Source organism: Streptacidiphilus sp. PB12-B1b (genome assembly GCF_014084125.1).
Taxonomy (GTDB): domain Bacteria; phylum Actinomycetota; class Actinomycetes; order Streptomycetales; family Streptomycetaceae; genus Streptacidiphilus.
The window spans coordinates 7,184,981-7,210,593 of record NZ_CP048405.1 but is presented as its reverse complement, the minus strand read 5'-3'; the positions used below and the strand labels follow the sequence as shown (position 1 = coordinate 7,210,593).

The window sequence follows — 25,613 nt, the reverse complement described above, 5'->3', positions numbered from 1 at the left end:
GAAGGGCGGTATCGCGGCGTAGGCTCGAGGGTCAACGACGAAGGAGTTGAGCACAGTGCCCGAGCTGAGGTCCCGTACGGTCACCCATGGTCGGAACATGGCTGGAGCCCGCGCCCTGCTCCGGGCCGCCGGTGTAGCCCGCGAGGACTTCGGAAAGCCGATCATCGCGGTGGCGAACAGCTTCACCGAGTTCGTGCCCGGGCACACGCACCTCCAGCCGGTGGGCCGGATCGTCTCCGAGGCGGTCGCGGCGGCCGGGGGCATCCCGCGCGAGTTCAACACCATCGCCGTGGACGACGGCATCGCCATGGGCCACTCCGGGATGCTCTACTCGCTGCCCTCGCGCGACCTGATCGCCGACTCGGTCGAGTACATGGTCCAGGCGCACTGCGCGGACGCGCTGATCTGCATCTCCAACTGCGACAAGATCACCCCCGGGATGCTGATGGCCGCCATGCGGCTGAACATCCCCACCGTGTTCGTCTCCGGCGGCCCGATGGAGGCCGGCAAGGCCACCCTGGTCGACGGCACCGTCCGCAAGCTGGACCTGATCAACGCGATCGCGGACGCCGTCAACGAGAACGTCTCGGACGAGGACATCGCCCGGATCGAGGAGAACGCCTGCCCGACCTGCGGGTCGTGTTCCGGCATGTTCACCGCCAACTCGATGAACTGCCTGACCGAGGCCATCGGCCTGTCCCTGCCCGGCAACGGCTCGCTGCTGGCCACCCACACCGCCCGCAAGGAGCTCTACCAGGCCGCCGGGCGCACCGTGGTGGAGATCACCAACCGCTACTACGGCCAGGACGACACCACCGTCCTGCCGCGCTCGGTCGCCACCCGGGGCGCGTTCGAGAACGCCGTCGCCCTGGACGTCGCCATGGGCGGCTCGACCAACACCATCCTGCACCTGCTCGCCGCCGCCCAGGAGGCCGAGCTGGACTTCGACATGAGCGACATCGACGCCCTGTCGCGCCGGCTGCCGTGCCTGTCCAAGGTGGCCCCGAACGGCTCGTACTACATGGAGGACGTGCACCGGGCCGGCGGCATCCCGGCCATCCTCGGCGAGCTGTACCGGGGCGGGCTGCTGAACGAGGACGTCCACACCGTGCACAGCCCGTCGCTGGCCGACTGGCTGAAGACCTGGGACGTGCGCGGCGGCTCGCCGACGGCCGAGGCCGTCGAGCTGTGGCACGCCGCGCCCGGCTGCGTCCGCTCCGCCTCGGCGTTCTCCCAGTCCGAGCGCTGGGAGACGCTGGACACCGACGCCGCCGGCGGCTGCATCCGGGACGTGGAGCACGCCTACTCCACCGAGGGCGGCCTGGCGATCCTCTACGGCAACCTGGCCGTGGACGGCTGCGTGGTCAAGACGGCCGGCGTGGACGAGGCGCTGTGGCGCTTCCAGGGCCCGGCCGTCGTCGCCGAGTCGCAGGAGGACGCGGTCGAGGCGATCCTCACCAAGCGGGTCAAGGAGGGCGACGTCGTCGTCATCCGCTACGAGGGCCCCAAGGGCGGCCCGGGCATGCAGGAGATGCTGTACCCGACCTCGTACCTGAAGGGCCGGGGCCTGGGCAAGGCGTGCGCGCTGATCACCGACGGGCGCTTCTCCGGCGGCACCTCGGGGCTGTCGATCGGGCACGCCTCCCCGGAGGCGGCCTCCGGCGGCGCCATCGCGCTGGTCCAGGACGGCGACCTGATCACCATCGACATCCCGGCCCGGTCCATCCGGCTGGAGGTCTCCGACGAGGAGCTGGCCGCCCGCCGCGCCGCGCTGGAGGCCGGCCACGGCTACCGGCCGCGCAACCGCGACCGGCAGGTCTCGGCCGCGCTGCGGGCCTACGCGGCGATGGCCACCAGCGCCGACCGCGGCGCCGTCCGCGACGTCTCGCGCCTGGGCTGACCGGGCCGCGCACCGCGACCCGACCGGGCGCCGCGACGCGGGCCGTCCGCTCCCTGCCGGGGGCGGGCGGCCCGCTGCCGCATAATCGGAGGCGTGTCTGACACCCGCGCCACCAGGCCCGCCCCCGGACCGGGACCGGCCCCCGAGCCGATCCGCTTCTTCGGCACCGGCTGGCTCACCCACGACACCGGCTACTGGCTGCGCCGCGTCGGCGTGAGCGCCGGTGCGTTGGCCGCCACCTGCGCCGGCGCGCTGCTGATGCGCCTGGCCGTGCAGGGGGTGCTGGTCGCCAGATCCGGATCGCTGGTGGACGTGCTGCTGACGGCGGCCGTGGCGGTGTGCACGGTCGCCGCCGCCGTCCGCTCCTGGACGCTGTTCGCCCGCGGCCGGGCGGCGCTCAGCGGCTGGATGGCCGAGGAGCGGTCGGTGACGCCCATGCTGGCCATCGGCTTCGTCGGCGCGCTGGCCGCCTACTTCGTCCGCAGCCTGGTCGAGGCCCCGGGCGAGGCCGAGAAGCGCGCCCGCTACGAGCGTGCCCAGGCCGGTGCGGCCGGTTCGCGGCCCCGCGCCGGTGCGGCCACCGGCCCCGGGCGCGACCGCCGCTGACGCCCGGTCAGCTGCTGTGCCGGGAGCCCATGACCTGGCCGACGACGCCGATGACGACGCCCAGGACCGCGGCGTGCCACAGGCCGGTCCATATGCTGGCGAAGACGCCGGAGCTGCTCAGGAAGAACTGGGTGAGGGTGTTGGTCACGGCCAGCCCGGCGGCCGGGACCAGCGCCGTCTGCCACGGGTGCTCCGCCGCCCAGCGGCGCAGCCGGCGGTCGCCGCCCTTGCGGCTGACCACCGAGCCGACACCGCCGACCAGGAAGAACAGGAACAGCCCGATGCTGGCCGGGCCCGCGAGCAGGCTCAGCGACCAGTGCAGGCTGATCAGGTCGATGCCGGCGGCTGCGGCGGCACCGACGACGCCGACCGCGCCCGCCGCACGCCACGGACCGAGCGTGGTGGAGGCGACGGCGAGGTGGCCGGTTTCGCGGGTCGAGACATCGCTGCTTGTCATATCTCAACGGTGCTCCCCCCGGCCCCGCGAAGCTATAGGGGACAACCCTGAGTTTGCCCCGATGCCGTTAAAACCCGTGGTAGGGGCCGGTCGGCCGGGGCCCGCGGCGCGAGTGCCCGGCTGCTGGACGTTCCCGGCCCCGGCCGCGGTGGCAGGATGGCGCCATGACGCAACGAGTCGCCGTCCTCGGCACCGGCAAGATCGGCGAGGCCCTGGTCTCCGGGCTGCTGCGGGCCGGAAAGTCCCCGTCGGACGTCCTGGTCACCGCCCGCCGCCCGGAGCGCGCCGCCGAGCTGCACCAGCGCTACGGCGTGCGGGCCGTCTCCAACGCCGAGGCGGCCGCCGCCGCCGACACCCTGATCCTCACCGTCAAGCCGCAGGACATGGGCGCGCTGCTGGACGAGCTGGCGCCGCACATCTCGGTGGACCGGCTGGTGATCTCCGGCGCGGCCGGGGTGCCCACCGCCTGGTTCGAGGAGCGCCTGGCGCCCGGCACCCCGGTGGTCCGGGTGATGACCAACACCCCGGTGCTGGTGGACGAGGCCATGAGCGTCATCTCGGCCGGATCGCACGCCTCCGAGGCGCACCTGCTGCGCACCGAGGAGATCTTCAAGCCGGTCGGCCGCACCCTGCGCGTCCCCGAGTCGCAGCAGGACGCGGCGACGGCGCTGTCCGGATCGGGCCCGGCGTACTTCTACTTCCTGGTCGAGGCGATGACCGACGCCGGCATCCTGCTGGGCCTGCCGCGCGCGGTCGCCGCCGACATGATCGTGCAGGCCGCGGTGGGCGCCTCGGTGATGCTCCGGGACTCCGGCGAGCACCCGGTGAAGCTGCGCGAGGCGGTCACCTCCCCGGCCGGCACCACCATCGCCGCCATCCGCGAGCTGGAGAACCACGGCGTCCGGGCGGCGCTGCTGTCCGCGCTGGAGGCGGCCCGCAACCGCTCCCAGGAGCTGGCCTCGGGCGGCAGGTGACCTGCGCCGCCCCGGCCCGGGGCGCCCCCGTAGGGTGATCCCGTGCGCTACGACCTGGTGATCTTCGACAACGACGGTGTGCTCGTGGACAGCGAGCCCATCTCCAACCGGCTGCTCGCCGACTACCTCACCGAGCTGGGCTTCCCCACCACCATCGAGGACTCCTACCGGGACTACATGGGCGCCGCCGCGCACACCGTCCACGACGTGGTCGCGGCCCGCTTCGGCGGCGCCACCCTGCCCGAGGGCTTCGACCAGGACTTCCACGCGCGGGTCTTCGCCGCGTTCCAGGAGCAGCTGACCCCGGTCGCCGGGGCCGCCGAGCTGCTGAAGCGGGTGCAGGCGTCGGGGGTGCGCTACTGCGTCGCCTCCTCCGCCCACCACGCCTGGATCCGGACCGCGCTGACCCGGACCGGGCTGCTGCCGTTCTTCACCGACGAGCAGCTGTTCAGCGCCCAGGACGTCGGCCGGGGCAAGCCCGCGCCCGACCTGTTCCTGCACGCCGCCCGGACCATGGGAGTCCCGCCGGAGCGCTGCGCGGTGCTGGAGGACAGCCCGCTGGGCGTGGCCGCCGCCCGGGCGGCCGGGATGGACGTCTTCGGCTACACCGCGCTGACCCCGCCCGAGCGGCTGGCGGACGCCACCGCGCGCTACACCGACCCGGCGCAGGCCCCGGCGCTGCTGGGGCTGTAGCCGCTAGGCGGGCCCTGGCCCGGGCCCGGTCGGGGACCGGTCCGGGACGGCGAAGCGGCGGCCGCGCAGCGGGGCGCCGCGCAGTTCGGCCAGTCGGAACGGCAGCCCGGCACCGCTGCCCGGCAGCGGGCGCGAGGCCCGGGTCTCGGCCCGCAGCTGCAGGGCCGGCTCGGAGCCGTCGCCGGAGTTGCCGACGGCGGCGACCGGCGTCCCGGTGGTGAGGTGCTGGCCGCGCCGCACCCGGACGCTGTCCTGGCGCAGCCAGGAGAGCACCACCAGCGCGCGGCCGGTGTCGATGGCGACGTGGTTGCCCTCGGGGTGGTCCGCGCCGGAGCGGTACGGCTCGTGGTCGGGCAGGCCGTCCACGGCGGCCACCACCACCCCGTCGCAGGGGCTGACCACCGGGTGCCCGTAGACCGCGTACCGCTCGTTGACGGCCGGGGCCAGGCCCAGCGCCCGGCGTCCGCGCCACTGCGGGCCCGCGCCGAGCCGCACCAGCTCCACGGCGTAGCGGTGCGAGCGCCCGCCGCCGGGCAGCAGCGACTCCTGCGCGTACCGGTTGACGGCGGGCCCGCCGCCCTCGGTGAGGGTGAACCGGCCGCCGCGCAGCGGTGACGCGAGGACCAGCGGGTGGGCGCTGGGCGAGGGCCGGATCGGTGCGCTGCGGCGGTGGGTCCAGACGGCCAGCGCGGGCACGGCGGCGGCCAGGGCGGTCTCCGGCAGGCCCGGCGCGGTCCACGGCAGCCCCGGGCCCAGCAGCGGCAGCGCCCGGGCGGCGGCGAGCACGGCGGCGGCCAGCGGCAGCAGCGGCAGCAGCCGGAACCACGGCGGCAGGGTGTGCGCGGGCGCGGTGCGCAGCACGTACCAGGCGAACGCCGGGGTCTGCGCCAGCAGCAGCGCCCAGCCGGAGGCGGTGTCGGTGAGGAAGGGGATCGTCAGTTCCACGGCGGTGGCGGCGGCGTAGCCGAGGACGGTGCGCTGCAACGCGGCCGCGGCCGGCGCGGGCGGCGCGGCGGGCGGCGGGACGGGCGGCGCGGCGGGCGTGGCGCGTCCGGCGGGCGGCGGCGCGGGCTTCCAGGGCGGGGTGAGCGCCGGGTGCGGCAGCCGGATGCCCAGCGGCGGGGTGCGGATGTCGTAGTCGTAGCCGAGGGCGTCGTCCAGCGCCGCCGGGTCGTCGTCGCCGGGCCGGCCGGGGCCGGGTACGGCGGCGGCGGGGGCGCTGCCCCGGGCGAGCAGCGCGCCGGGACCGGTGACCAGGGTGGTGAGCCGCCCGGCGGCGTCCGTCCCGGCCCAGACCAGCTCGGCGCCGCGGGCGAAGCCCAGCCGGTGCAGCTCCTGCTGCGGCCGGACCGAGCGCAACGGCCCGTGCCGGTCGCGCAGCGCGTCCACCGTCTCCTGCAGCCGCGCCAACGGCACCCGGGCCAGCAGCTCCGGGGCGAACAGCGCGGGGCTGAGCGCCTCCGCGCGGAACACCGCGGTCAGGGCGCGCGCGGTCGGGCCCTGCGCCACCGGGCCCGGGGAGGCGATCCGGCGGAGTGGGGCGAGGAGGCGGTCGCGCGTACCCATGGGGGCCCTTCTGGTGCGGTCGGCGGCTGGGCCGGGAACGGACGGTGCTCTCTGCGCGCCTGTTCCCTCACGTCAGGTAACGAGCGGAGCGCCGGGCGGGAATCGACGTGGGGCCGCGCGGCGCGATCTTTTGCCCGGGGCCCTTCCGGTGGACCGGCGAAATCCGTACGCTCACGCCAACCTGTTCCGGTACCGGCGAGTAAGGACGTGCGTCATGGCTGCGGAGACGGCTGCGGGCAACGCCGGTGCGGTGCCGCCGGGGCTGCGCCGGGCGCGGGTGGCGCTGCTGGTCAGCTATGTGGTGCAGGGCGCGGTCTTCGCGCTGCTGGTGACCCGGATCCCGGCGATCCAGACCCAGTACGGCATCAGCAACGCGCTGCTGCCGGTGTTCCTGGCGGCCGTGCCGGTGCTCGCCGGGGCCGGCTCGATCTCCATGGAGTGGGTGGTCAAGCGCACCTCGCCGCGCGCGGTGCTGCGGGTGGTCCAGCCACTGGTGTGCCTGACCCTGCTCGGCGTCGGGGCCGGTGACCGGCTGGCCGAGGCGGCGGTCGCGCTGGGCGCCTTCGGGCTGATGGTCGGCGGCCTGGACGCCAGCGAGGCCATGTCGGCGGTGGCGCTGCAGCACCGCTACGGCCGCTCCATCATGCAGGGCTTCTACGCGGCCTTCAGCCTGGGCGGGATCGTCGGTGCGGTCCTGGCCTGGGCCGGGGCGCACTGGCACCTCAGCCAGCTGGCGCTGTTCGGCACGACGGCCGCGGTGGCCGTCCCGATCGTGCTGGTGGCGAGCGTCTGGTACGCCGGGCCGCAGGAGCTGGGCCGCGCCGTCGAGGAGGCGGTGGCCGCCGCCGCCCGCTCCATCCCGTGGAAGCCGCTGCTGCCGCTGTGCCTGGCCATGTGCGTGGCGTACATCGCCGACTCCACGGTCTCCAACTGGAGCGCCAAGTACATGCAGGACCTCATGCACACCTCCAGCCAGATGTACTCGGTGCCGTACGCCGCCTACATGGTGGTGATGCTGGTGGGCCGGATGCTGGGCGACAACCGGGTGCAGCGCTGGGGCAGCGTCCGGACGGTGCGGCTGGGCGCGGTGGTCTGCGCGCTGGGCTTCGCCCTGGTCGCGGTCGCCCCCGAGCAGTGGACGGCGGTGGTGGCCTTCGCCGTGGTCGGCCTGGGCGTGTGCGTGGTCGTCCCGCAGGTCTTCGCGGCCGGCGGGCGGCTGTTCCCGGGCGACGCGGACGCGGCCGTGGCCCGGCTGAACATCTTCAACTACGTCGGCTTCCTGGTCGGTTCGCCGCTGGTGGGCGGCATCGCGGGCGGCTCCGGCTACCGGGTGGCGATGCTGGTGCCGATGGTGCTGGTGCTGGCGATCCTCGGCGTGACCAAGGCGTTCGGGGCCGCTGCGCCGCAACCGTCGGCAGTCGATACCGTGGCGGTATGACGCCGCTGCAGCTGTTCTGGGACGAGGCCGACACCCGTTACGACTTCGGGCCCGGCCATCCGATGGACCCGGTGCGGCTGGAGCTGACCATGTCGCTGATCCGGGCGTTCGGCCTGGACCGGCTGCCCGGGGTGACCGTGACCGGCGCGCACCCGGCGGGCGACTCCACGCTGGCGCTGGTGCACGAGCCGCAGTACGTGGCGGCGGTGCGCAAGGCCGCCGAGACCGGCCAGGCCGACCCGGAGCGCGGCCTGGGCACCGAGGACAATCCGGCCTTCGCGGCCATGCACGAGGCGTCCGCGCAGATCGCCGGGCAGTCGGTGGCGGCGGCCGAGGCGGTCTGGCACGGGCCCGGGCCGTCGCGGGCGGTGAACTTCGCCGGGGGGCTGCACCACGCCATGGCCGGCAGCGCCTCCGGCTTCTGCGTCTACAACGACGCCGCCCTGGCCGTCGCCCGGCTGCTGGAGCTGGGTGCGGAGCGGGTCGCCTACGTGGACGTCGACGTCCACCACGGCGACGGCGTCCAGGCCGCGTTCTACGACGATCCGCGGGTGCTGACCATCTCGCTGCACGAGCACCCCCGCACGCTGTTCCCGCAGTCCGGCTGGCCAGAGGAGACCGGCGGCCCGGGGGCCGAGGGCACGGCGGTGAACCTGGCGCTGCCCGCCGGGACGGCCGACGCGGGCTGGCTGCGGGCCTTCCACGCCGTCGTCCCGCAGCTGCTGGAAGCTTTCCGGCCACAGGTGCTGGTGAGCCAGCACGGCGCGGACACCCATCTGGAGGATCCGCTGGCGCACCTGGCGGTGACCCTGGACGCGCAGCGGGCGGTCGCCGCCTCCGTGGCCGCCCTGGCCGACCGGCACGCCCGGGGCCGCTGGCTGGCCCTGGGCGGCGGCGGGTACGCGGTGGCCGAGGTGGTGCCCCGGGCCTGGACCCACCTGGTGGCCATCGCCGCAGGTCGGCCCATCGCACCGGAGACGCCCACGCCCGAGGAGTGGCGCGCGGAGGTGTTCCGCCGTACCGGGCAGCGGGCGCCCGAGCGGATGACCGACGGCATGGACGCGGGCTGGCGGGAGTTCGACGACGGCTACGACCCGGCCAACCGGCTGGACCAGGCGGTGCTGGCGACCCGCCGCGCGGTCTTCCCGCACCACGGCCTGGTGGTCTGAGCGCGGGTCGGGGGCGCGCACCGAAAAGTTCGCGCCCCTGCGTTGGGGGCCGCGCCCGACCGCGCTCCGTGCCCTGGGCGGCGGTCGGCAGGCGCGCGGGTGTAGGAAGGGACGCACCCGAAGGCAGTCCCCCGCTCCGGAGTGCCGGCCCCCGGACGGGCCGCAGCGACCCCGGCCTCCGGACGCGCGGACGCCCCCGGCAAAGGCTGCCGCCACCGCTGCGACCTGCGCTTTCGCTGCTCCTCCCGGCTCGCCCAGGCCCGGCGGGGAGGCGGCCGGCGCCCCGGCGGCGACCGCGCCGGCGGCCCCGGCAGGCGCCGCGCGGCGGCCCGGGGGAGGGCCCGCAGCGGGTGCGCGGGCCGACGGAATCGGCCACGGTGAGCGAGCGGACTGCTACGGAATGCCTACCGCCTACGTACTGCAACAGGCCGGTATGTCTCAGTAGCGATTGGCTGCTTCTCCCCCTTCCCACTGGTACCACCCATAACTACTCTGGGGATACGCGTGTGTTGGCTGGAGTCACCGGAGGGGAAGCCGGTGCCCGTCACACGGATAAGGGTCGGTGTTGTCATGGCGTCTGGAGAGCGGCCTCTGAACGAGGTCAACTTCCTCACCGTGGCGGAAGTCGCCTCGGTGATGCGAGTGTCGAAGATGACCGTGTACCGCCTGGTGCACAGCAGCGAGCTGCCTGCGATCCGCGTAGGCCGCTCCTTCCGGGTACCGGAACAGGCGGTCCACGACTATCTCCGCGAGTCCTACGTGGGGCGGGAGACCGCGTAGGTCCGAACGGTAGCGAGTGCACAGCGCCACCCGGCCCGGCCGGAGAACGCCCCGCGCGGGGCCGCCTCCGGCCGGGCCGAGGCCGTCCGGGGGCGGTTCGGGGCCGTTCGGGGCCCCGCCGAAGCCCCGGCCGAAGGTCGGTCAGAAGTGCCTCCGGGGGGCGGATTACTCCCTGGGCCCAGGTTTCGGTACGCTGGTGGCTTACGTCAGTCGTTTGGACTCTGACTCCCGCTCCTGCGGGTTTGTCCAGTGAGTGAGGGTTGTCAGTGGGTTCCGTAATCAAGAAGCGTCGCAAGCGTATGGCCAAGAAGAAGCACCGGAAGCTTCTCAAGCGCACGCGTATCCAGCGTCGCAACAAGAAGTAGTACCCGAACGCCGCCACGCGCGGCCGCAAGGTGTCCCGCCGCCCGTTCCGACGCTAGTGTCGGAGCGGGCGGCGGTGCCATGTGACACGGCCGAGCAGCGGAGGCGGGAAGGGACTGTCCAGTGGGAAGAGTCGTACTCGTCACCGGGGTCGCCCGGCACCTGGGCAGCCGGTTCGTGCAGTCGATCCGCCGTCAGCCGGGCGTGGACCTGGTCGTCGGCGTGGACGTCCAGCCCTCCACCCATGACCTGGCCGGGACCGTCGACGCCGCCGGGCTCGCCGAGTACGCCTTCGTCAGCGCCGACATCCGCCGCCCCACCGTCGCCCGGGTGATGGCGGAACACGGCGTCGACACCGTGGTGCACCTCAACGTCAGCACCACCACGCTGGGCTCCACCAGCCGGTCGACGGTCAAGGAGACCAACGTCATCGGCACCATGCAACTGCTCGCCGCGGTGCAGAAGTCCCCGTCGGTGCAGCGGCTGGTGGTGAAGTCGACCACCAGCGTCTACGGCTCCGCGCCCCGCGACCCGGCCGTCTTCCAGGAGCGGATGCAGCCCAAGGTGCTGCCCAGCGGCGGATTCGCCAAGGACGCGGTCGAGGTGGAGGGCTACGTCCGGGGCTTCTCCCGGCGCCGGCCCGACGTGGCGGTGTGCGTGCTGCGCTTCGCCAACATCGTCGGACCGCACGCCGACACCCCGCTGAACGAGTACTTCTCGCTGCCGGTGCTGCCCACCGTCCTCGGCTACGACCCCCGGCTGCAGTTCGTCCACGAGGACGACGCCGTGGAGGTGCTGCGGCTGGCCGCGGTGGACCCCCGGCGCGGCACGACCAACAGCGGCACCTTCAACGTCGCCGGGGACGGCGTGCTGCTGCTCTCCCAGGCCGCCCGGCGGCTCGGGCGGCCCACCGTGCCGCTGCTGCTCCCGGCGGTCAGCTGGGTCGCCGGGATGGCCCGGCAGACCAGGATGCTGGACTTCGCCCCCGAGCAGCTGCGGCTGCTCACCCACGGCCGGGTCGTGGACACCACCCACCTGCGCGAGACGTTCGGCTACATCCCGGCATTCAGCACCGAGGCGGCCCTGGCGGACCTGGCCCGCAGCACCCGGGCGGGGCTGCTGCCGCCGACCCGGGTCGCGCGGTGGACGTCCAGGGCCGCCGACCTGCTGCCGGCCGGCGGAGGAGGCAACTGATGAGTTCGGCGAACGAGCGGGCCGGGAACGAGGCCAAGGTCATCCCGATCGGCGGGCGCAGGAGCGGCCGGGCCAAGCCCGTCGGCACGCCCGCGGCGCCCTCCCCGGCCCATGCCCCGGCGCCGGTCCCGGTGCCCGCCCCGGCCCGGTCCGCGGGCCAGGCCGCGGGGCGCTCCCCGGGCGCGGCGGCGGCCGCGGCCGAGCCGGGCCCGCAGGCCGGGCCCCGGGCGGCCCGGCCGGGCGGTTCGCCGGTCGCGCTGGCACCGGTCGCGGCGCCCGCGCCGCAGGCCGAGCGCCGGGGGCAGGGCATGGCCGAGAGCCTGGCGGGCGCGGTCGGCAGCGCCCTGTCCGGCCCGCTGGGCGGTCTGGCCGAGCGGGCGCTGGGGAAGGGCTGGGAGCGCAGGGCCGCAGGCGGCCTGGACTTCCTGCGGCGGCGGCTCACCGGCGAGTACCAGGTGGACGAGTTCGGCTTCGACCCGGAGCTGACCGAGAAGGTGCTGCTGACCGCCGTCCGCCCGATCGCGGAGAAGTACTTCCGGCTGGACGTCCGGGGCGCGGAGAACCTGCCCACTGAGGGCGGCGCGCTGGTCGTCGCCAACCACTCCGGGGTGCTGCCCTGGGACGCGCTGATGACCCAGGTCGCCATCCACGACCACACGCCCACCCAGCGGCACCTGCGGATGCTCGCCGCCGACCTGGTGTTCGTGCTGCCGGGCGTCAACGAGCTGGCCCGCAAGGCCGGGCACACCCTGGCCTGCAACGAGGACGCGCAGCGGCTGCTGGAGGCGGGCGAGATCGTCGGCGTCTGGCCGGAGGGCTTCAAGGGCATCGGCAAGCCCTTCTCCGAGCGCTACAAGCTGCAGCGCTTCGGCCGGGGCGGCTTCGTCTCCTCGGCGCTGAAGGCGGGGGTGCCGATCGTCCCGTGCTCGATCATGGGCGCGGAGGAGACCTACCCGATGATCGGCAACGCCCGGACGGTGGCCCGGCTGCTCGGCCTGCCGTACGTGCCGCTCACCCCGACGTTCCCCTGGCTCGGGCCGCTGGGCGCGGTCCCGCTGCCGACCAAGTGGACCATCCAGTTCGGCGAGCCGATCCCCACGGACGACTACCCGGCCGAGGCGGCGGACGACCCGATGCTGGTGTTCAACCTGACCGACCAGGTGCGGGAGACCATCCAGCACACCCTGTACCGGCTGCTGGTGCAGCGGCGCTCGGTCTTCTTCTGAGCCTGCTGCCCTTCCTGGACGATTCCGGACGAGTCCGGACGCACGGGCGGGCCCGGCGGCGCGCTGCGCTGTCGGGCCCGTCTCGCTGCGCTGTCAGCCGTCGCCGCCGGACAGGCCGATGCCGATGGTCGGCAGCAGCCCGGGGACCAGCGGCGGCACGGTGAGGCCGTCGCCCGCCGGGGTGGAGGCCGCGGCGCTCGGCTGCTTGGCCCCGGCCGGGGGCGTGGTCGACGGCGAGCCGCCGCCGTCGCCGCCGAGCAGGCCGCCGGTCAGCCCGGGGACCAGGGCGCCGCCGCCGGAGCTGGGCGTGGCGCCGGGAGCGCCGCCGGTCATCGAGCCGGTGCCGGAGGTGGTCGCGCCCTGCGGCGCACTGCTCGGCCGGACGCCCATGGTGCTGCTGCCGGTGCCGGAGACCGTCCCGGCGGAGGGCGTGGCGGCGGTACCGGGCCGGTAGCCGCCGCCGGTGCCGCCGGACCCGCCGGGCGCCAGGTGCAGCGGCGCCAGCTCGGCACTTATCCCCGACAGCAGTTGCTGCAGCCGCCCGGCCATCGGGTCGGCCTGGCTGGGCAGGTGCGGGGAGATGGCGTCCAACTGCTGCTGCTGGCTGCTGGCGAAGGCGGCCAGGCTCTGCATCGGAGCCAGCGAGTGGCTCTGCTGGTAGATCGCCTGGAGCAGGTTCCGGCCCTGGGTGCCCTCGGCGTTCATGTCGCTGAGCGCCTTGGTGACCTCGGCGGCGACATGCGGGCTGAGGGTGTGCTCACCGGGCTGGCGGTCGATCAACTGCCGTGCCTCGGCCATGCGCTGGGAGGCCTCGCCGAGCAGCAGCCTGCCGCGCTGGGCGTCGGAGCCGGCGAAGTCCAGCCGCCAGTTCTCCAGCCCGCGCTTGACCCCGTACAGGGTGTCGCCCGGGATGGCCGAGGAGCTGGCCGCGGCGACGCCGCCGAAGGCGCTCACCACCACCCCCGCCGCCAGGCCGCTGACCGCGAGCTTGCGGCCCCAGCGGCCGCTGGGGCGGAACCGCCCGGCCGGCGCCGCGCGGTGGCTGCCGCGATCGCGCTGGGCCGGTACGCCGCCGCCCCCGGCGAAGGCGCGTTCGAACTCGGCCATCAGCTGGGCCCGCTGCACCATGTGGACCTCGGGGTCCAGGCTCGGTGCGGACTGCGAGCCCAGGATGTCCAGGGCGTCCACCATCGTCAGCAGTTCCGGGAACTGCTGGGCGGCGGCTGTGCTGGGACGGTCCTCCACAGCGTCTGCGAAGGCTCTCGCCCTGCGGTGCTCTAGCACGTTGGCTGTCATGGGCAGCACCTCCTCTCGTCGTTGTCGACAACTCGGCCGACCGGACGGTTGCGCAGTCGTGCCTCGAACCACCCGAAAGGGTGAGGCGGGGCCCCGGCGGGGCCAAGCACACTGTGCAACGAGCGGTGGGGACGCTCGGTTACGCGGGCCCGGGCGTGCGGGTGACGGGTCGCGGGCCGGTCCGCCGGGGCTGTCCGGGGCGGGCTCGCGCAAGGGTTCGGAGACGGGTGCGGGGACGGGCTCATGGGCGGCGGCGACTACCTGGCGTCGCTCGGCAGCAGTCGGGCCAGGGTGCGCACGGCCCGGTACTGGAGGGTCTTGATGGCGCCCTCGTTCTTGCCCATGATCCTGGCCGTCTCCGCGACCGACAGGCCCTGCAGGAAGCGCAGCGTGACGCACTCCTGCTGCTGCGGGTTGAGCCGGTGGACGGCGTCCAGCAGCGCCGCGTTGGAGAGCGACTCCAGCACGGAGTCCTCCGGGCTGCGCTCGCACTCGTTGGAGTCGAGCATCTCGCCGGTGGTCACCTCCAGCCGGAAGCGGCTGGACTTGAAGTGGTCGGCGACCAGGTTGCGGGCGATGGTGACCAGCCAGGCGCCGAAGTCGCGGCCCTGCCAGGTGAAGGTGCCGATGCGGCGCAGCGCCCGCAGAAACGTCTCGCTGGTGAGGTCCTCGGCGGTGGCCTTGCTGCCGACGCGGTAGTAGATGTACCGGTAGACCGTGTCCGCGTAGTGGTCGTAGAGGCGGCCGAAGGACTCGCTGTCGCCCTCCTGGGCCCGCTCGACCAGGCGCATGATCGGATTGTCGGCCGACTCCTGGACGTCGTCCTTGTCCCAGGACGGGTTTCTCGGGCGCGGGGAGGCGGCGGAGGCGCGGCTGCGCTGGACGACGGGCGTGCGCGGGGGCTGCGGGCCGAATGGCGCGTCCACGCCGCCGGCCACGGCGAGTGCGGTCATCGGCAGCGGGCCGAGCGGGAACAGCTGGTCGCGCACCATGGCGCGCAGCAGGTCCAGCCCGCCTGCGGCCGAGCCGGGGGCGAGGGAGGGTGCAGGCGCGTCGTTCCGGACGTGTGGGTACACGGGACTCCCAGAGGCAGAACTGTTTACGTGCAGTGCGGGCCCGCTCGCCCAGCGTGGGACACATGGGCACCGGCGTGCGTCAGACGAGGATAACGCTTTGTGCAGCAACGGCTACACCCTGTTGCTTATTTCACCGCTTCCGTCACATCTGTTACTCGTTGGTGGCAGGATGTGACCGACTATGGCCAGCGGCATCCGACCGCCGCTGCGGATTCGTGATCGGGCGGTGTCCAGGAGTGATCGTGCGAGGGCCGATTCCCTGCGGTGCGGCTCGACGGCCCGGGAAATCGCAGGGAATCCGGAGCGGGTCGAACGATCAGAAACGATCAGCCAGTTGGCCGCTCCGTCACCCGGGACGTCAACCCGCTGCAGCCGGGACACCCCGACGCGTCACCGCCCGGGCGGTCAGCGTCGGCGGTGCCGGTACAGCGCCATGGCGGCGGCGGTGCCGCCCGCAGCCGCGCCCAGCCCGGCGGCGGCCGGGATGCCCACCCGGGCGGCCTTCCGGCCGGTCCTGAAGTCCCGTACCCGCCACCCCTGTTCCCGGGCGTGGCGGCGCAACTCGGCGTCAGGGTTGATCACATAGGGGTAGCCGACCAGCGACAGCATCGGGATGTCGTTGGAGGAGTCGCTGTACGCCGCGCAGCGGGCCAGGTCCAGGCCCTCGCGCTGGGCCAGCGCCTTGACCGCCTCGGCCTTGGCCGGGCCGTGCAGCGGCTCGCCGACCAGGCGCCCGGTGTAGACGCCGCCGACGGCCTCGGCGACCGTGCCCAGCGCGCCGGTCATGCCCAGCCGCGCGGCGATCACCCGGGCCGCCTCCTGCGGGGCGGCGGTGACCAGCCAGACCCGCTGCCCGGCCTCCAGGTGCATCCGCACCAGCGCCCGGGTGCCCGGCCAGATCTTCTCGGCCATGTACTCCTCGAAGACCTCCTCGCAGATCCGCTCCAGATCGGCGACCCGGTGCCCGGAGACGATCGACAGCGCGCTCTCCTTGGCGTCCGCCATGTGCCCGGCGTTCTCCGCGCCGTGCAGCCGGAAGTACGTCTGCTGCCAGGCGAAGCGCAGCAGTTCGCGGTGGCTGAAGAACTTGCGCTTGTACAGGCCCCGGCCCAGGTAGAAGATGGCCGCGCCCTGGACGATGGTGTTGTCGCAGTCGAAGAAGGCGGCGGCCCTGGGGTCGCCCGGCTCCGGCGCCGCGGTGTCGGGCGCGGCCTCGGCGGCGGCCGCTCCGGAGGCCGCGCCGGCGAGCACGGCGGGGGAGCGCTTCTCCTGGGGGAGCCTTCGCAGCGTGGCCATGGTGTCGAGCATAGCCAGAGCGGGCTCCCGTATCCGTACCAGCGGGAGGGAACGCCTGCTGACGGTGGGCGCAACGGAGGGGGTACGGGCGGGGCGCAGAATGGTGGGGTGAGCCCTCTGCTGCGCCGCGGCGCCCCCCGCAAGGAACCGTCCGATCACCTGGTCACGCTGATCGGCAAGCCGGACTGCCATCTGTGCGACGACGCCCGGGCGGTGGTCGCCCGGCTGGCCGGCGAGCTGGGCTTCGCCTGGGAGGAGCACGACATCAACCAGGACGAGGAGCTGTACCGGAAGTACTGGGAGCAGATCCCGGTCACCCTCGTCGACGGCAGGCAGCACGACTTCTGGCGGGTGGACGAGCGCAGGCTGCGCACCGCGCTGGGCGGGTAGCCGGACGCGCGGTCTTATGAGATGCATGGTGGTTGCGCTTACCATCGAGAGGTTTTGTGTCGGGGGGCCGACCGTCGAAGGAGTGACACGTGCCCACCGGCTCACCGCGAACCCCGTGCGCAGCACGCGTGATGCGCATCACTCCTGGCGGACAAAACGGACACCATCTTTGTGCACACGTTCACAAACGCATAACCTGGCGTTCGCAGCCCAGCTTCAGACACAGGAGCACCGTGGCAACTGGACGTTCCACCTCATCCACCCCGCCGCCGACGGGGGGCGCCGGCACGCCGCGCCGCTCCCGCGGCCGGGGCATCCCCGACGCCACGGTCGCGCGCCTGCCGCTCTACCTGCGCGCGCTGACCGCCCTGTCCGAGCGCTCGGTACCCACGGTCTCATCCGAGGAACTCGCCGCCGCAGCCGGGGTCAACTCGGCCAAGCTCCGCAAGGACTTCTCCTACCTGGGCTCCTACGGCACCCGCGGCGTCGGATACGACGTGGAGTACCTGGTCTACCAGATCTCCCGTGAGCTGGGTCTCACCCAGGACTGGCCGGTGGTCATCGTCGGCATCGGGAACCTGGGCCACGCCCTGGCCAACTACGGCGGCTTCGCCTCCCGCGGATTCCGGGTCGCGGCCCTGCTGGACGCCGACCCGGCGCTGGCCGGGCGCACCGCCGCCGGCCTGCCGGTGCGGCACATGGACGAGTTGGAGGAGATCATCCGGGCGGAGCACGTCTCCATCGGGGTGATCACCACGCCCCCCGGCGCGGCCCAGCAGGTCTGCGACCGGCTGGTGGCGGCCGGGGTGACCAGCATCCTCAACTTCGCCCCCACGGTGCTGTCCGTCCCCGACGGCGTCGACGTCCGCAAGGTGGACCTGTCGATCGAGCTGCAGATCCTGGCCTTCCACGAACAGCGAAAGTCCGGTGAGGAGCACCTCCCGGAGGAGCCGCCCGCAGTAGTCTCGCGCCCTGGGGCAGGAGCGAAGGCAGTGGCGGCCGCCGCTGCGCGCCGCAGCCTCGGCGCCGTCTCCCGCGCCCGGGGCAAGGCCCCGAGGGCGAGCGCGGCGACGACGGCGACCTGCCGGCGGTGGTGCCGGCGTGAACACGGGAAGCGAGGCAGAAGCATGAGCCTTCTGGTACTCGGCCTCAGCCACCGCACCGCGCCGGTCGGGCTGCTCGAGCGGGCCGCCCTCACCGGCGACGCCCCGCGGCGGCTGCTGCACGCCGCGGCCGCTGCCGCGCCCGTGGGCGAGGCGGCGCTGGTCTCCACCTGCAACCGGATCGAGCTGTACACCGACGTGGACAAGTTCCACGCCGGGGTGGACGAGCTGTCGGTGCTGCTCGCCGAGCACACCGGCGTCTCCATCGAGGAGCTGACCGCGCACCTGTACGTCCACTACGAGGACCGCGCCGTGCACCATCTGTTCTCGGTGGCGTGCGGGCTGGACTCGATGGTGGTCGGCGAGGGGCAGATCCTCGGCCAGCTGCGCGACGGGCTGTCGCTGGCGCAGGAGCAGAGCACCGCCGGGCGCGGCCTCAACGAGCTGTTCCAGCAGGCGCTGCGGGTCGGCAAGCGGGCGCACACCGAGACCGGCATCGACCGGGCCGGGCAGTCGCTGGTCACCTTCGGCCTGGAGCGGGTCGCCGAGGCGACCGGTCCGATCGCGGGCAAGCGCGCCCTGGTCGTCGGCGCCGGCTCGATGAGCTCGCTGGCCGCGACCACCCTGGCCCGCGCCGGTGTGTCCGAACTGGTCATCGTCAACCGAACCGAGGACCGGGCGGTCCGGCTGGCGGCCGCGCTCGCCGACCACGGCGCCTGGGCGGTGCCCTTCGCCGACCTCGGCTCCGCACTGGCCGGGGCGGACCTGGTGGTCTCCTGCACCGGGGCGGCCGGAACCGTCCTCAGCGCCGCCGACATCACCGCCGCGGCGGCCCGCAGATCCGGCAGCACCCCGCTGGCCCTGCTCGACCTGGCCATGCCGCGGGACGTGGACACCGAGGCCCACGGCCTGGACGGGGTCCACGTGGTCGACCTGGAGACCCTGGCCGAAGCCGCCGCGCAGACCGACGGCGCCGCCGGGGCACTGGACGTGGAGGCGGTCCGCCGGATCGTCGCCCAGGAGGTGGACTCCTTCGGCTCGGCGCAGCGGGCGGCGGCCATCACGCCGACCGTGGTGGCCCTGCGGACCAAGGCGTCGGAGGTCGTCCGGGCCGAGCTGGAACGCCTGGACGGGCGGCTGCCCGAACTCGACGCCCGCAGCCGCTCCGAACTGGCGCAGACGGTGAACCGAGTGGTGGACAAGCTGCTGCACTCGCCGACCGTGCGGGTCAAGCAGCTCGCCGGGGAGCCGGGCGGCGCCTCCTACGCGGAGGCGCTGCGGGAGCTGTTCGATCTCGACCCCGCGGCGGTCCAGGCCGTCGCCGGGGCGCCGGTCCGCGTCCCGGCACAGGCGCCCACCCCGGGGGTGGCGCGGGATGACCGAGCCCCGCCCGGCCTCCGTGCCCCGCCAGCACCCCGTACCGACGCACAGCACCCATACCGAGCACGACCGGGATGATCATGTCATGAGTGGCCAACTCAGCAACACCCCCACCGCCGGCCCACCGGCCCTGCGCCTGGGCACCAGGCGCAGCGCCCTGGCGATGGCCCAGTCCGGGCAGGTCGCCGAGGCGGTGTCCCGGGCCACCGGACGCCGGGTCGACCTGGTCGAGATCACCACCTACGGCGACACCTCGCGCGAGCACCTGGCGCAGATCGGCGGCACCGGGGTCTTCGTCTCCGCGCTGCGCGACGCGCTGCTCGACGGCACCATCGACTTCGCCGTGCACTCGCTGAAGGACCTGCCGACCGCCGCCCCGCAGGGGCTGCGGCTCGCCGCCGTGCCCCGCCGCGAGGACCCCAGGGACGCCCTGGTCGCCCGGGACGGCCTCACCCTGGACGAGCTGGTCGCCAAGTGCGCGCACGACGGCGCCCCGGTCCGGATCGGCACCGGCTCCCCGCGCCGCACGGCCCAGCTGAACGCCTGGGCCGCCGCCACCGGGGCCGCCGTGGAGACCGTGCCCATCCGCGGCAACGTGGACACCCGGATCGGCTACGTCCGCTCCGGTGAGCTGGACGCGGTCGTCCTGGCCGCCGCCGGGCTGAACCGGCTCGGCCGGCTCGCCGAGGCCGGCGAGCTGCTCGCCGACACGCTGATGCTGCCCGCGCCCGGACAGGGCGCGCTGGCCATCGAGTGCGCCGCCGCCGACAGCGGGCTGGCGGACGCGCTCGCCGTACTCGACGACGCCCCCACCCGGGCCGCCGTCACCGCCGAGCGCGCGCTGCTGGCCGCGCTCGAAGCGGGTTGTTCCGCCCCGGTCGGGGCACTGGCCGAGGTGCGACGTGGCTCCTCGGCCGAGCGGGCCGACGAGCTGCACCTGCGTGCACTGGTCGGCACCGTCGACGGCTCGACCGTCGTGCAGTTGTCCGCCACCGGCGCCCACGCGCCCCAGGCGGCGTCCGAGCAGGCAGCAACGGCCCTGGGCCGCGAGCTGGCGGCCCGGATGCTCGCCGAGGGCGCGGCCGGTCTGATGGGGGAGCGAGTCAAGTGAGCCCCACTCATGACATCCACGGGGCGGCCCGCCGCCCGGCCGGCCAGGTCACCTTCCTGGGCGCGGGCCCGGGCGACCCCGGACTGCTGACGCTGCGCGCGGTGGAGGTGCTGGCCTCGGCGGACGTGCTGGTGGCCGACCCGCTCACGGCGTCCGCCGTGCGCGTGCACTGTCCGTTCGGCGTCGAGCACCACACCGCCGACCAGCCGCTCGGCGGTGACGCCGACGCCCAGCTGCTCGACGGCGGCCCCATCGTCCAGCTGTTCCCGGCCGTGCAGGCGGGCAAGCACGTGGTCCGCACCGTCGACGGCGACCCCGGCCTCGACGGCCGCGCCGCCGAGGAGATGCTGGCCTGCGCGCAGGCGGGCATCGCCTTCCAGGTGGTGCCCGGCGTGGCGCAGTCGGTCGGCGTCCCGGCCTACGCGGGTGTGCCGCTGCGCACCGGCGGCGCCACCGACGTCCGCTTCGTGGACGCGCAGCAGCCGCTCGCCGAGACCACCTGGAGCAACCTCGGCGGCTGCGACTCGACCCTGGTCGTCCGCACCCTGCTGGGCTCGCTGCCCGCCGCCGCGCAGACCCTGGTGGCCCACGGCCGCAAGCCCGACACCCCGATCTCGGTCACGCTGGAGGGCACCACCACCCGGCAGCGCACCTACTGCGCCACGCTGGGCACCCTGGCCGCCGAGCTGAAGGCGGCCCGGGTGCTGCCCTCGCCGGTGTCGGCCCCGGTGGACCCGGCCAGCAGCGTGATAGCCGTCGTCGGCGAGCAGGTCGCCCAGCGCTCCTCGCTCTCCTGGTTCGAGACCAAGCCGCTGTTCGGCTGGAACGTCCTGGTGCCGCGCACCAAGGACCAGGCCGGCGCGCTCTCCGAGCAGCTGCGCTCGTACGGCGCGGTGCCCTCGGAGGTGCCGACCATCGCGGTCGAGCCGCCGCGCACCCCGCAGCAGATGGAGCGGGCCATCAAGGGCCTGGTCACCGGCCGGTACGAGTGGATCGCGTTCACCTCGGTCAACGCGGTGAAGGCGGTCCGGGAGAAGTTCGAGGAGTACGGGCTGGACGCCCGCGCCTTCGCCGGGATCAAGGTCGCCGCGGTCGGCGAGACCACCTCGCAGGCCCTGGTCGACTTCGGCGTCAAGCCGGACCTGGTGCCCAGCGGCGAGCAGTCCGCCGCCGGGCTGCTGGAGGACTGGCCGCTGTACGACCCGGTGTTCGACCCGATCGACCGGGTGCTGCTGCCGCGCGCCGACATCGCCACCGAGACGCTGGTCGCCGGGCTGGTCGAGCTGGGCTGGGAGGTCGACGACGTGACGGCCTACCGGACCGTCCGCGCCTCGCCGCCGCCGGCCGAGACCCGGGAGGCCATCAAGGGCGGCGGCTTCGACGCGGTGATCTTCACCTCGTCCTCGACCGTCCGCAACCTGGTCGGCATCGCCGGCAAGCCGCACAACGTCACCGTCATCGCCTGTATCGGCCCGGCGACCGCCAAGACCGCCGAGGAGCACGGGCTGCGGGTGGACGTCCTCGCCCCGGCCCCCTCGGCGGCGGCGCTCGCCGAGGCCCTGGCAGACTTCGGAGCGGCCCGCCGCGACGCAGCAACCCAGGCCGGCGAGCAGGTGTACCGCCCGAGCGAGCGCCGCCCGGGCTCGCGCAGGAAGGCCCGCTGAACCGTCATGGACTCCACCCCGATCCAGACCCCCGTCGTCCGTCCGCGCCGGCTCCGCACCACCCCGGCGGTGCGCCGGCTGGTCGCCGAGACCCGGCTGCACCCGGCCGAGCTGATCCTGCCGCTGTTCGCCCGTGAGGGCATCAGCGAGCCGGTGCCGGTCGGCTCCATGCCCGGCGTCGTCCAGCACACCCGGGACACGCTGCGCAAGGCCGCGGTGGAGGCGGCCGAGGCGGGTGTCGGCGGGATCATGCTGTTCGGCGTGCCGCTGGTGCAGGACGCGACCGGCTCCGAGGGCACCAACCCGGACGGCATCCTGCAGCAGGCCATCCGCGACGTGGTCGCCGAGGTCGGCGACGCGCTGGTGGTCATGTCCGACCTGTGCCTGGACGAGTACACCGACCACGGCCACTGCGGCGTGCTGGCCGCCGACGGCTCGGTGGACAACGACGCGACGCTGCTGCGCTACGCCGAGATGGCCGTGGTGCAGGCCGACGCGGGCGTCCACATGGTCGGCCCCTCGGGGATGATGGACGGTCAGATCGCGGTCGTCCGGGAGGCCCTGGACGCCGCCGGGCACCAGGACGTCTCGGTGCTGGCGTACTCAGCCAAGTACGCCTCGGCCTTCTACGGGCCCTTCCGGGAGGCGGTCGGCTCCTCGCTGAAGGGCGACCGCAAGAGCTACCAGCAGGACCCGGCCAACGCCCGGGAGGCCCTGCGCGAGCTGGAGCTGGACCTGGCCGAGGGCGCGGACCTGGTGATGGTCAAGCCGGCCATGGCCTACCTGGACATCCTGCGCAAGGTCGCCGATGTCAGCCCGGTGCCGGTCGCGGCCTACCAGGTCTCCGGCGAGTACGCGATGGTCGAGGCGGCCGCCGCCAACGGCTGGATCGACCGGGAGCGCATGATCATGGAGACGCTGACCTCGATCCGCCGGGCCGGGGCCAACCAGGTGCTCACCTACTGGGCGGTCGAGGCCGCCCGGATGCTCGGCTGAGCCGACGACGACGGCTTGGGGGAACAGGCCGGCGGGCCAGGAAGAGGAGGTCTTCCTGGCCCGCCGGTGCACATCCTGGAGGGTCACTCGATCGGGTGATCGTCGGGTCAGTGGCGCCGCAGGGCGCCGGTGTGGTGCGAGGCTGGAACGAAATCAGCCGATGAGGTGCGACAGGGCGCCGTCGCCCGCACCCTGGGTGGTGTGGCCGACGTTGCAGGTCTGGTGCAGCTGCTGGTCCGCGATGGGCAGGTCCGCCTGGACGGGGACGAGGCCGACCTGCACGTGGTGGATCTCCGGCAGGCAGATGTTCGGGTTGTCCAGGGTGTGGAAGTTGGGGCTGTTGTCGCCGTGGGTGCCGGTGACGTTGGTGCCGCCCGCGCCCTGGAGGGAGGTGGTCGAGCCGTCGGAGTTGCCGATGGCGGCGGCCGGGGAGACGACGATGGCGACAGCGCCCGCGGCGAGACCGACGACGGAGAGGGCCTGCTTCAGCATGTTCGAACCTGGTTTCTGTGAGTTGCGTTGACTTGTACCGCTCATGACGCTTGTACCGCTTCTACCGCGCGCAGCTGAGTGGGAGTCAGCCGAGGAGGTGGGAGACGGCCCCGTCGCCTGCGCCCTGCGTGCCCTGCCCGGACTGGCAGGTCTGGTGCAGCTGCTGGTCGGCGACCGGGACGTCCGCCTGGACCGGGACGAGAACCCCGACCTGGGCGTGGTGCACCTCTGGCAGGCAGAGGTTGGTGTTCTCCAGGGTGTGGTGGCTGGGGCTGTTGTGACCGTGCGTCCCGGTCACATTGGTGCCCCCGGCCCCCTGGAGGGAGTTGGTCGTGCCGTCGGAGTTGCCGATGGCGGCGGCCGGTGAGACGACGAGCGCCGCTGCGGTCATGGCGAGACCGACCACGGAGAGGGTCTGCTTGATCATGGGGGGCTGATCAGCCGATCAGGTGCGACAGCGGAGCGTCGCCCGCGCCCTGGGTGGCCTGGCCGACGTTGCAGGTCTGGTGCGACTGCTGGTCGGCGATCGGCAGGTCCGCCTGGACCGGGATGAGACCGACCTGCACGTGGTGGACCTCGGGCAGGCAGATGTTCGGGTTGTCCAGGAAGTGGAAGTTCGGGCTGTTGTCGCCCCAGGTGCCGGTGACGTTGGTGCCGCCCGCGCCCTGAGCGGACAGCGTCGACCCGTCGCTGTCGCCGATGGCGGAGGCGGGAGCGGAGGTCATCGCGAGCGTGGCGGCGGCGATACCGGCGGCAGCGAAAGCCTTCTTCAGCATTGCGGATCCTTTTCTGGGTGCTGTGTGGTCACACGTCCGGGTCGTTATCGTGAACGAATCCCATGACCGGTCGATGCGCATCCGCCGGAGCGGCCTCCGTCTCCCTGTTCGGTGCCCGACCAGGGCGTCCGAATGCGGGGACTCCTGCCTGCCGCCTCTGCGGTGGATGCGTTCTGATCAACGATCGCCCCTGGCAGGGGCAACGGTGGTTACTCCTTTCAGGTCAACGGGATTCCCCCTGGGGATGAAAACACCTGGTCGGCCATGGTTGCTCAGGGTGAATTCGCGCATTGTCGCGGCCGGTGAATCGTTCAGGCAGGTTGCTCGTGGCCGAAGCAACCTGCGAGCGTGTTCAATCCGCTGCCGGCGGCGCACCGCGGTCGGGCGGGTTACGGAAAGATGGGATCCCCACTGATGAATCTCTCCGCGCGAGCGACCGCGATCGCCGCCGCCGTGTGTGCCTCGGCCGGCCTGGCGGCCGGGACGGCCGCCGCCACCCCGCTGACCCCCGCCCAGACGGCGGCGGCCGAGAACGCCGCGGCGCAGGAGCAGGTTCCGTTCGACCTGCCGCTGGGCGGGGCGGCCCGGCAGCTCACCGGATCGACGGCGAGCACCGCCGGGGTGGACGGCGCGGTCCCGGCCGCGCTGGTGCTGCCGCCCTCCTCGCAGGCCGGGCAGTCCGCCGGGCCGTCCGGTCCGACCGCGCAGACCCAGGACCCGCAGCTGGTGCCGGACCCGCTGGTGCCCGCGCTGGACACCACCCGCAAGACCCCCGCCGTCGGCGTCACGGCGCCGCTGGCCGCGCCGCTGAGCGGGCCGGACGACCACGCCAAGCCCAACGCGGTGGACCTCTCCGTGCCCAGCGCGCCGCTGCGCACGGTGGGCTCGGCGGTGTCCCTGGGCCACCCGCTCACCTACCACAGCGGCAGCACCCGCTCGATGACGCCGGATCACGGCACCGTCGACCTCGGCAGCCTCAACCCGTCGGTGACCGAGCCGCAGCTGCACACCGACCCGCGCGGACGGCTCGACCTGGACCAGGGCGGCAGCCGCAAGCCGCTCACCCAGGGCGTGGACGAGCTGGTGGCGTCCGCCGGGGCGCTCGGCCAGGGGCTGCAGCAGCACTGACCTCCGGCCCGGGACGGCGCAGGGCCCCGCAGTCGGATGATCCGACCGGCGGGGCCCTGTCAGCGGTGCTGCGAGAACGGTCCTAAGAGAACGGTCCTGCGGTTTCAGCCCGGGAGGGCCGAGGCGAGCGTGTTGACGACCGGCAGGCTGGCCAGCCCGCCGCCGGCGCTCAGCGGGCCGGTGACCGTCGAGGTCGCCACCGGGGAGACGCCCGGCGAGTCGGGCTGCACCGCGAGGCCGTTCGACAGCGGATCGGCCTTGGAGGCCGCCAGCGGATCGACCCGCAGCGTCTTCACCGGGTGCGAGGTGCTGGCCACCGCACTGCCCAGCCCGGTCAGCGCCGGGATGGCGTCCGGCGGCTGCAGCTCGGCGGAGGGCTTGGCCAGCGGCGCACCGCTCTCCGCGGCCCAGCAGGGCGCCTGCGAGGAGAGCGTGCCCAGGACGAGCAGGGCACCGGCGGCGCAACCCGTGGTCAGCGCACGGAACATGGATGACTCCTTGGAGTGGCGACGGGGTGCGGTGCTGCCCCTCGGAAGCGT

General features: G+C 74.0%; 25 protein-coding genes and 1 pseudogene. 17 read left to right on the top strand and 9 right to left on the bottom strand.

From position 1 onward, the window contains the following. Window positions 1-55 precede the first annotated feature (55 nt). Together ilvD and GXW83_RS31390 are read left to right on the top strand one after the other, a co-directional pair. On the top strand, window positions 56-1,900 hold the full coding sequence (gene ilvD / locus GXW83_RS31395) for a dihydroxy-acid dehydratase (protein ID WP_182446390.1): 1,845 nt from the start codon (window positions 56-58) through the stop codon (window positions 1,898-1,900). Window positions 1,901-1,993: 93 nt separating this feature from the next. After that, the gene (locus tag GXW83_RS31390) at window positions 1,994-2,506 is read left to right on the top strand and encodes a hypothetical protein (protein WP_182446389.1); all 513 of its coding nucleotides are present in this window, start codon (window positions 1,994-1,996) and stop codon (window positions 2,504-2,506) included. 7 nt (window positions 2,507-2,513) lie between these two features. Here GXW83_RS31390 and GXW83_RS31385 read toward each other — a convergent pair whose 3' ends face one another. Next, window positions 2,514-2,963, bottom strand: coding sequence for a hypothetical protein (locus GXW83_RS31385; protein WP_182446388.1), 450 nt, complete (start codon window positions 2,961-2,963; stop codon window positions 2,514-2,516). A 164-nt stretch (window positions 2,964-3,127) separates the two neighbouring features. Between GXW83_RS31385 and proC the strand changes: the two genes are divergently transcribed. Continuing rightward, entirely contained in the window at window positions 3,128-3,937 is an 810-nt protein-coding gene (gene proC, locus GXW83_RS31380; protein ID WP_182446387.1) for a pyrroline-5-carboxylate reductase, read from the top strand. Window positions 3,938-3,979: 42 nt separating this feature from the next. Then, window positions 3,980-4,630 (top strand): HAD family phosphatase, encoded by a 651-nt coding sequence (locus GXW83_RS31375; protein ID WP_182446386.1) that lies wholly within the window; start codon window positions 3,980-3,982, stop codon window positions 4,628-4,630. Between the two features lie 3 nt (window positions 4,631-4,633). On the opposite strand, the gene GXW83_RS31370 is transcribed toward GXW83_RS31375, so the two are convergent. Then, window positions 4,634-6,196 (bottom strand): M23 family metallopeptidase, encoded by a 1,563-nt coding sequence (locus GXW83_RS31370; protein ID WP_182446385.1) that lies wholly within the window; start codon window positions 6,194-6,196, stop codon window positions 4,634-4,636. Window positions 6,197-6,410: 214 nt separating this feature from the next. Here GXW83_RS31370 and GXW83_RS31365 point away from each other — a divergent pair, with 214 nt between their 5' ends. The 6 genes from GXW83_RS31365 (at window position 6,411) to GXW83_RS31340 (ending at window position 12,366) form a co-directional block, all read left to right on the top strand. Next, entirely contained in the window at window positions 6,411-7,634 is a 1,224-nt protein-coding gene (locus GXW83_RS31365; protein ID WP_182446384.1) for an MFS transporter, read from the top strand. Further along, on the top strand, window positions 7,631-8,803 hold the full coding sequence (locus GXW83_RS31360; RefSeq protein ID WP_182446383.1) for an acetoin utilization protein AcuC: 1,173 nt from the start codon (window positions 7,631-7,633) through the stop codon (window positions 8,801-8,803). Before GXW83_RS31365 ends, GXW83_RS31360 begins: the two co-directional genes overlap by 4 nt. Before the next feature lie 570 nt (window positions 8,804-9,373). Continuing rightward, window positions 9,374-9,583 carry a helix-turn-helix domain-containing protein gene (locus GXW83_RS31355; protein ID WP_030261033.1) on the top strand — a complete coding sequence of 70 codons (210 nt, stop codon included), beginning with the start codon at window positions 9,374-9,376 and terminating at the stop codon, window positions 9,581-9,583. A gap of 266 nt (window positions 9,584-9,849) precedes the next feature. Beyond that, on the top strand, window positions 9,850-9,948 hold the full coding sequence (locus tag GXW83_RS31350) for a 30S ribosomal protein bS22 (RefSeq protein WP_182446382.1): 99 nt from the start codon (window positions 9,850-9,852) through the stop codon (window positions 9,946-9,948). Window positions 9,949-10,069: 121 nt separating this feature from the next. Further along, entirely contained in the window at window positions 10,070-11,140 is a 1,071-nt protein-coding gene (locus GXW83_RS31345) for an NAD-dependent epimerase/dehydratase family protein (protein ID WP_182446381.1), read from the top strand. Then, on the top strand, window positions 11,140-12,366 hold the full coding sequence (locus GXW83_RS31340; RefSeq protein ID WP_182446380.1) for a lysophospholipid acyltransferase family protein: 1,227 nt from the start codon (window positions 11,140-11,142) through the stop codon (window positions 12,364-12,366). The genes GXW83_RS31345 and GXW83_RS31340 overlap by 1 nt, the downstream gene beginning before the upstream one ends. A 93-nt stretch (window positions 12,367-12,459) precedes the next feature. Here GXW83_RS31340 and GXW83_RS31335 read toward each other — a convergent pair whose 3' ends face one another. The 3 genes from GXW83_RS31335 to GXW83_RS31325 all read right to left on the bottom strand — a co-directional run bounded on the left by GXW83_RS31335 (window position 12,460) and on the right by GXW83_RS31325 (window position 16,034). Continuing rightward, window positions 12,460-13,662, bottom strand: a complete 1,203-nt coding sequence (locus GXW83_RS31335; RefSeq protein WP_182446379.1) for a DUF5667 domain-containing protein — start codon at window positions 13,660-13,662, stop codon at window positions 12,460-12,462. 257 nt (window positions 13,663-13,919) lie between these two features. Beyond that, complete coding sequence (locus GXW83_RS31330) at window positions 13,920-14,738, bottom strand: ECF subfamily RNA polymerase sigma factor, BldN family (protein WP_370466822.1); 819 nt, start codon at window positions 14,736-14,738, stop codon at window positions 13,920-13,922. A gap of 405 nt (window positions 14,739-15,143) precedes the next feature. Further along, complete coding sequence (locus GXW83_RS31325; protein WP_182446378.1) at window positions 15,144-16,034, bottom strand: HAD family phosphatase; 891 nt, start codon at window positions 16,032-16,034, stop codon at window positions 15,144-15,146. Window positions 16,035-16,142: 108 nt separating this feature from the next. Here GXW83_RS31325 and GXW83_RS31320 point away from each other — a divergent pair, with 108 nt between their 5' ends. From GXW83_RS31320 to hemB, 6 genes and pseudogenes are all read left to right on the top strand, one after another. Continuing rightward, window positions 16,143-16,424 carry a glutaredoxin family protein gene (locus tag GXW83_RS31320; protein ID WP_182446377.1) on the top strand — a complete coding sequence of 94 codons (282 nt, stop codon included), beginning with the start codon at window positions 16,143-16,145 and terminating at the stop codon, window positions 16,422-16,424. A 314-nt stretch (window positions 16,425-16,738) separates the two neighbouring features. Further along, a pseudogene (locus GXW83_RS34635) lies at window positions 16,739-17,529 on the top strand (redox-sensing transcriptional repressor Rex). A 22-nt stretch (window positions 17,530-17,551) separates the two neighbouring features. After that, window positions 17,552-18,985, top strand: a complete 1,434-nt coding sequence (locus GXW83_RS34630; protein ID WP_225447587.1) for a glutamyl-tRNA reductase — start codon at window positions 17,552-17,554, stop codon at window positions 18,983-18,985. 7 nt (window positions 18,986-18,992) lie between these two features. Next, window positions 18,993-20,018: a hydroxymethylbilane synthase gene (hemC, locus tag GXW83_RS31310; protein WP_182446375.1), complete on the top strand. Its 1,026-nt coding sequence runs from the start codon at window positions 18,993-18,995 to the stop codon at window positions 20,016-20,018. Beyond that, a complete protein-coding gene (locus GXW83_RS31305; protein WP_182446374.1) occupies window positions 20,015-21,682 on the top strand; it encodes a bifunctional uroporphyrinogen-III C-methyltransferase/uroporphyrinogen-III synthase in 1,668 nt (555 codons plus the stop codon). Before hemC ends, GXW83_RS31305 begins: the two co-directional genes overlap by 4 nt. A 6-nt stretch (window positions 21,683-21,688) precedes the next feature. Next, window positions 21,689-22,678 carry a porphobilinogen synthase gene (gene hemB, locus GXW83_RS31300; protein ID WP_182446373.1) on the top strand — a complete coding sequence of 330 codons (990 nt, stop codon included), beginning with the start codon at window positions 21,689-21,691 and terminating at the stop codon, window positions 22,676-22,678. A gap of 153 nt (window positions 22,679-22,831) precedes the next feature. Here hemB and GXW83_RS31295 read toward each other — a convergent pair whose 3' ends face one another. From GXW83_RS31295 to GXW83_RS31285, 3 genes are all read right to left on the bottom strand, one after another. Beyond that, entirely contained in the window at window positions 22,832-23,170 is a 339-nt protein-coding gene (locus GXW83_RS31295; protein ID WP_182446372.1) for a rodlet layer protein, read from the bottom strand. Between the two features lie 85 nt (window positions 23,171-23,255). Beyond that, on the bottom strand, window positions 23,256-23,597 hold the full coding sequence (locus GXW83_RS31290) for a rodlet layer protein (RefSeq protein ID WP_182446371.1): 342 nt from the start codon (window positions 23,595-23,597) through the stop codon (window positions 23,256-23,258). Between the two features lie 10 nt (window positions 23,598-23,607). Further along, the gene (locus GXW83_RS31285; protein ID WP_182446370.1) at window positions 23,608-23,946 is read right to left on the bottom strand and encodes a rodlet layer protein; all 339 of its coding nucleotides are present in this window, start codon (window positions 23,944-23,946) and stop codon (window positions 23,608-23,610) included. Between the two features lie 414 nt (window positions 23,947-24,360). Here GXW83_RS31285 and GXW83_RS31280 point away from each other — a divergent pair, with 414 nt between their 5' ends. Beyond that, a complete protein-coding gene (locus GXW83_RS31280) occupies window positions 24,361-25,074 on the top strand; it encodes a hypothetical protein (RefSeq protein WP_182446369.1) in 714 nt (237 codons plus the stop codon). Between the two features lie 104 nt (window positions 25,075-25,178). Here GXW83_RS31280 and GXW83_RS31275 read toward each other — a convergent pair whose 3' ends face one another. Next, on the bottom strand, window positions 25,179-25,562 hold the full coding sequence (locus GXW83_RS31275; protein ID WP_182446368.1) for a hypothetical protein: 384 nt from the start codon (window positions 25,560-25,562) through the stop codon (window positions 25,179-25,181). Window positions 25,563-25,613: the final 51 nt, after the last annotated feature.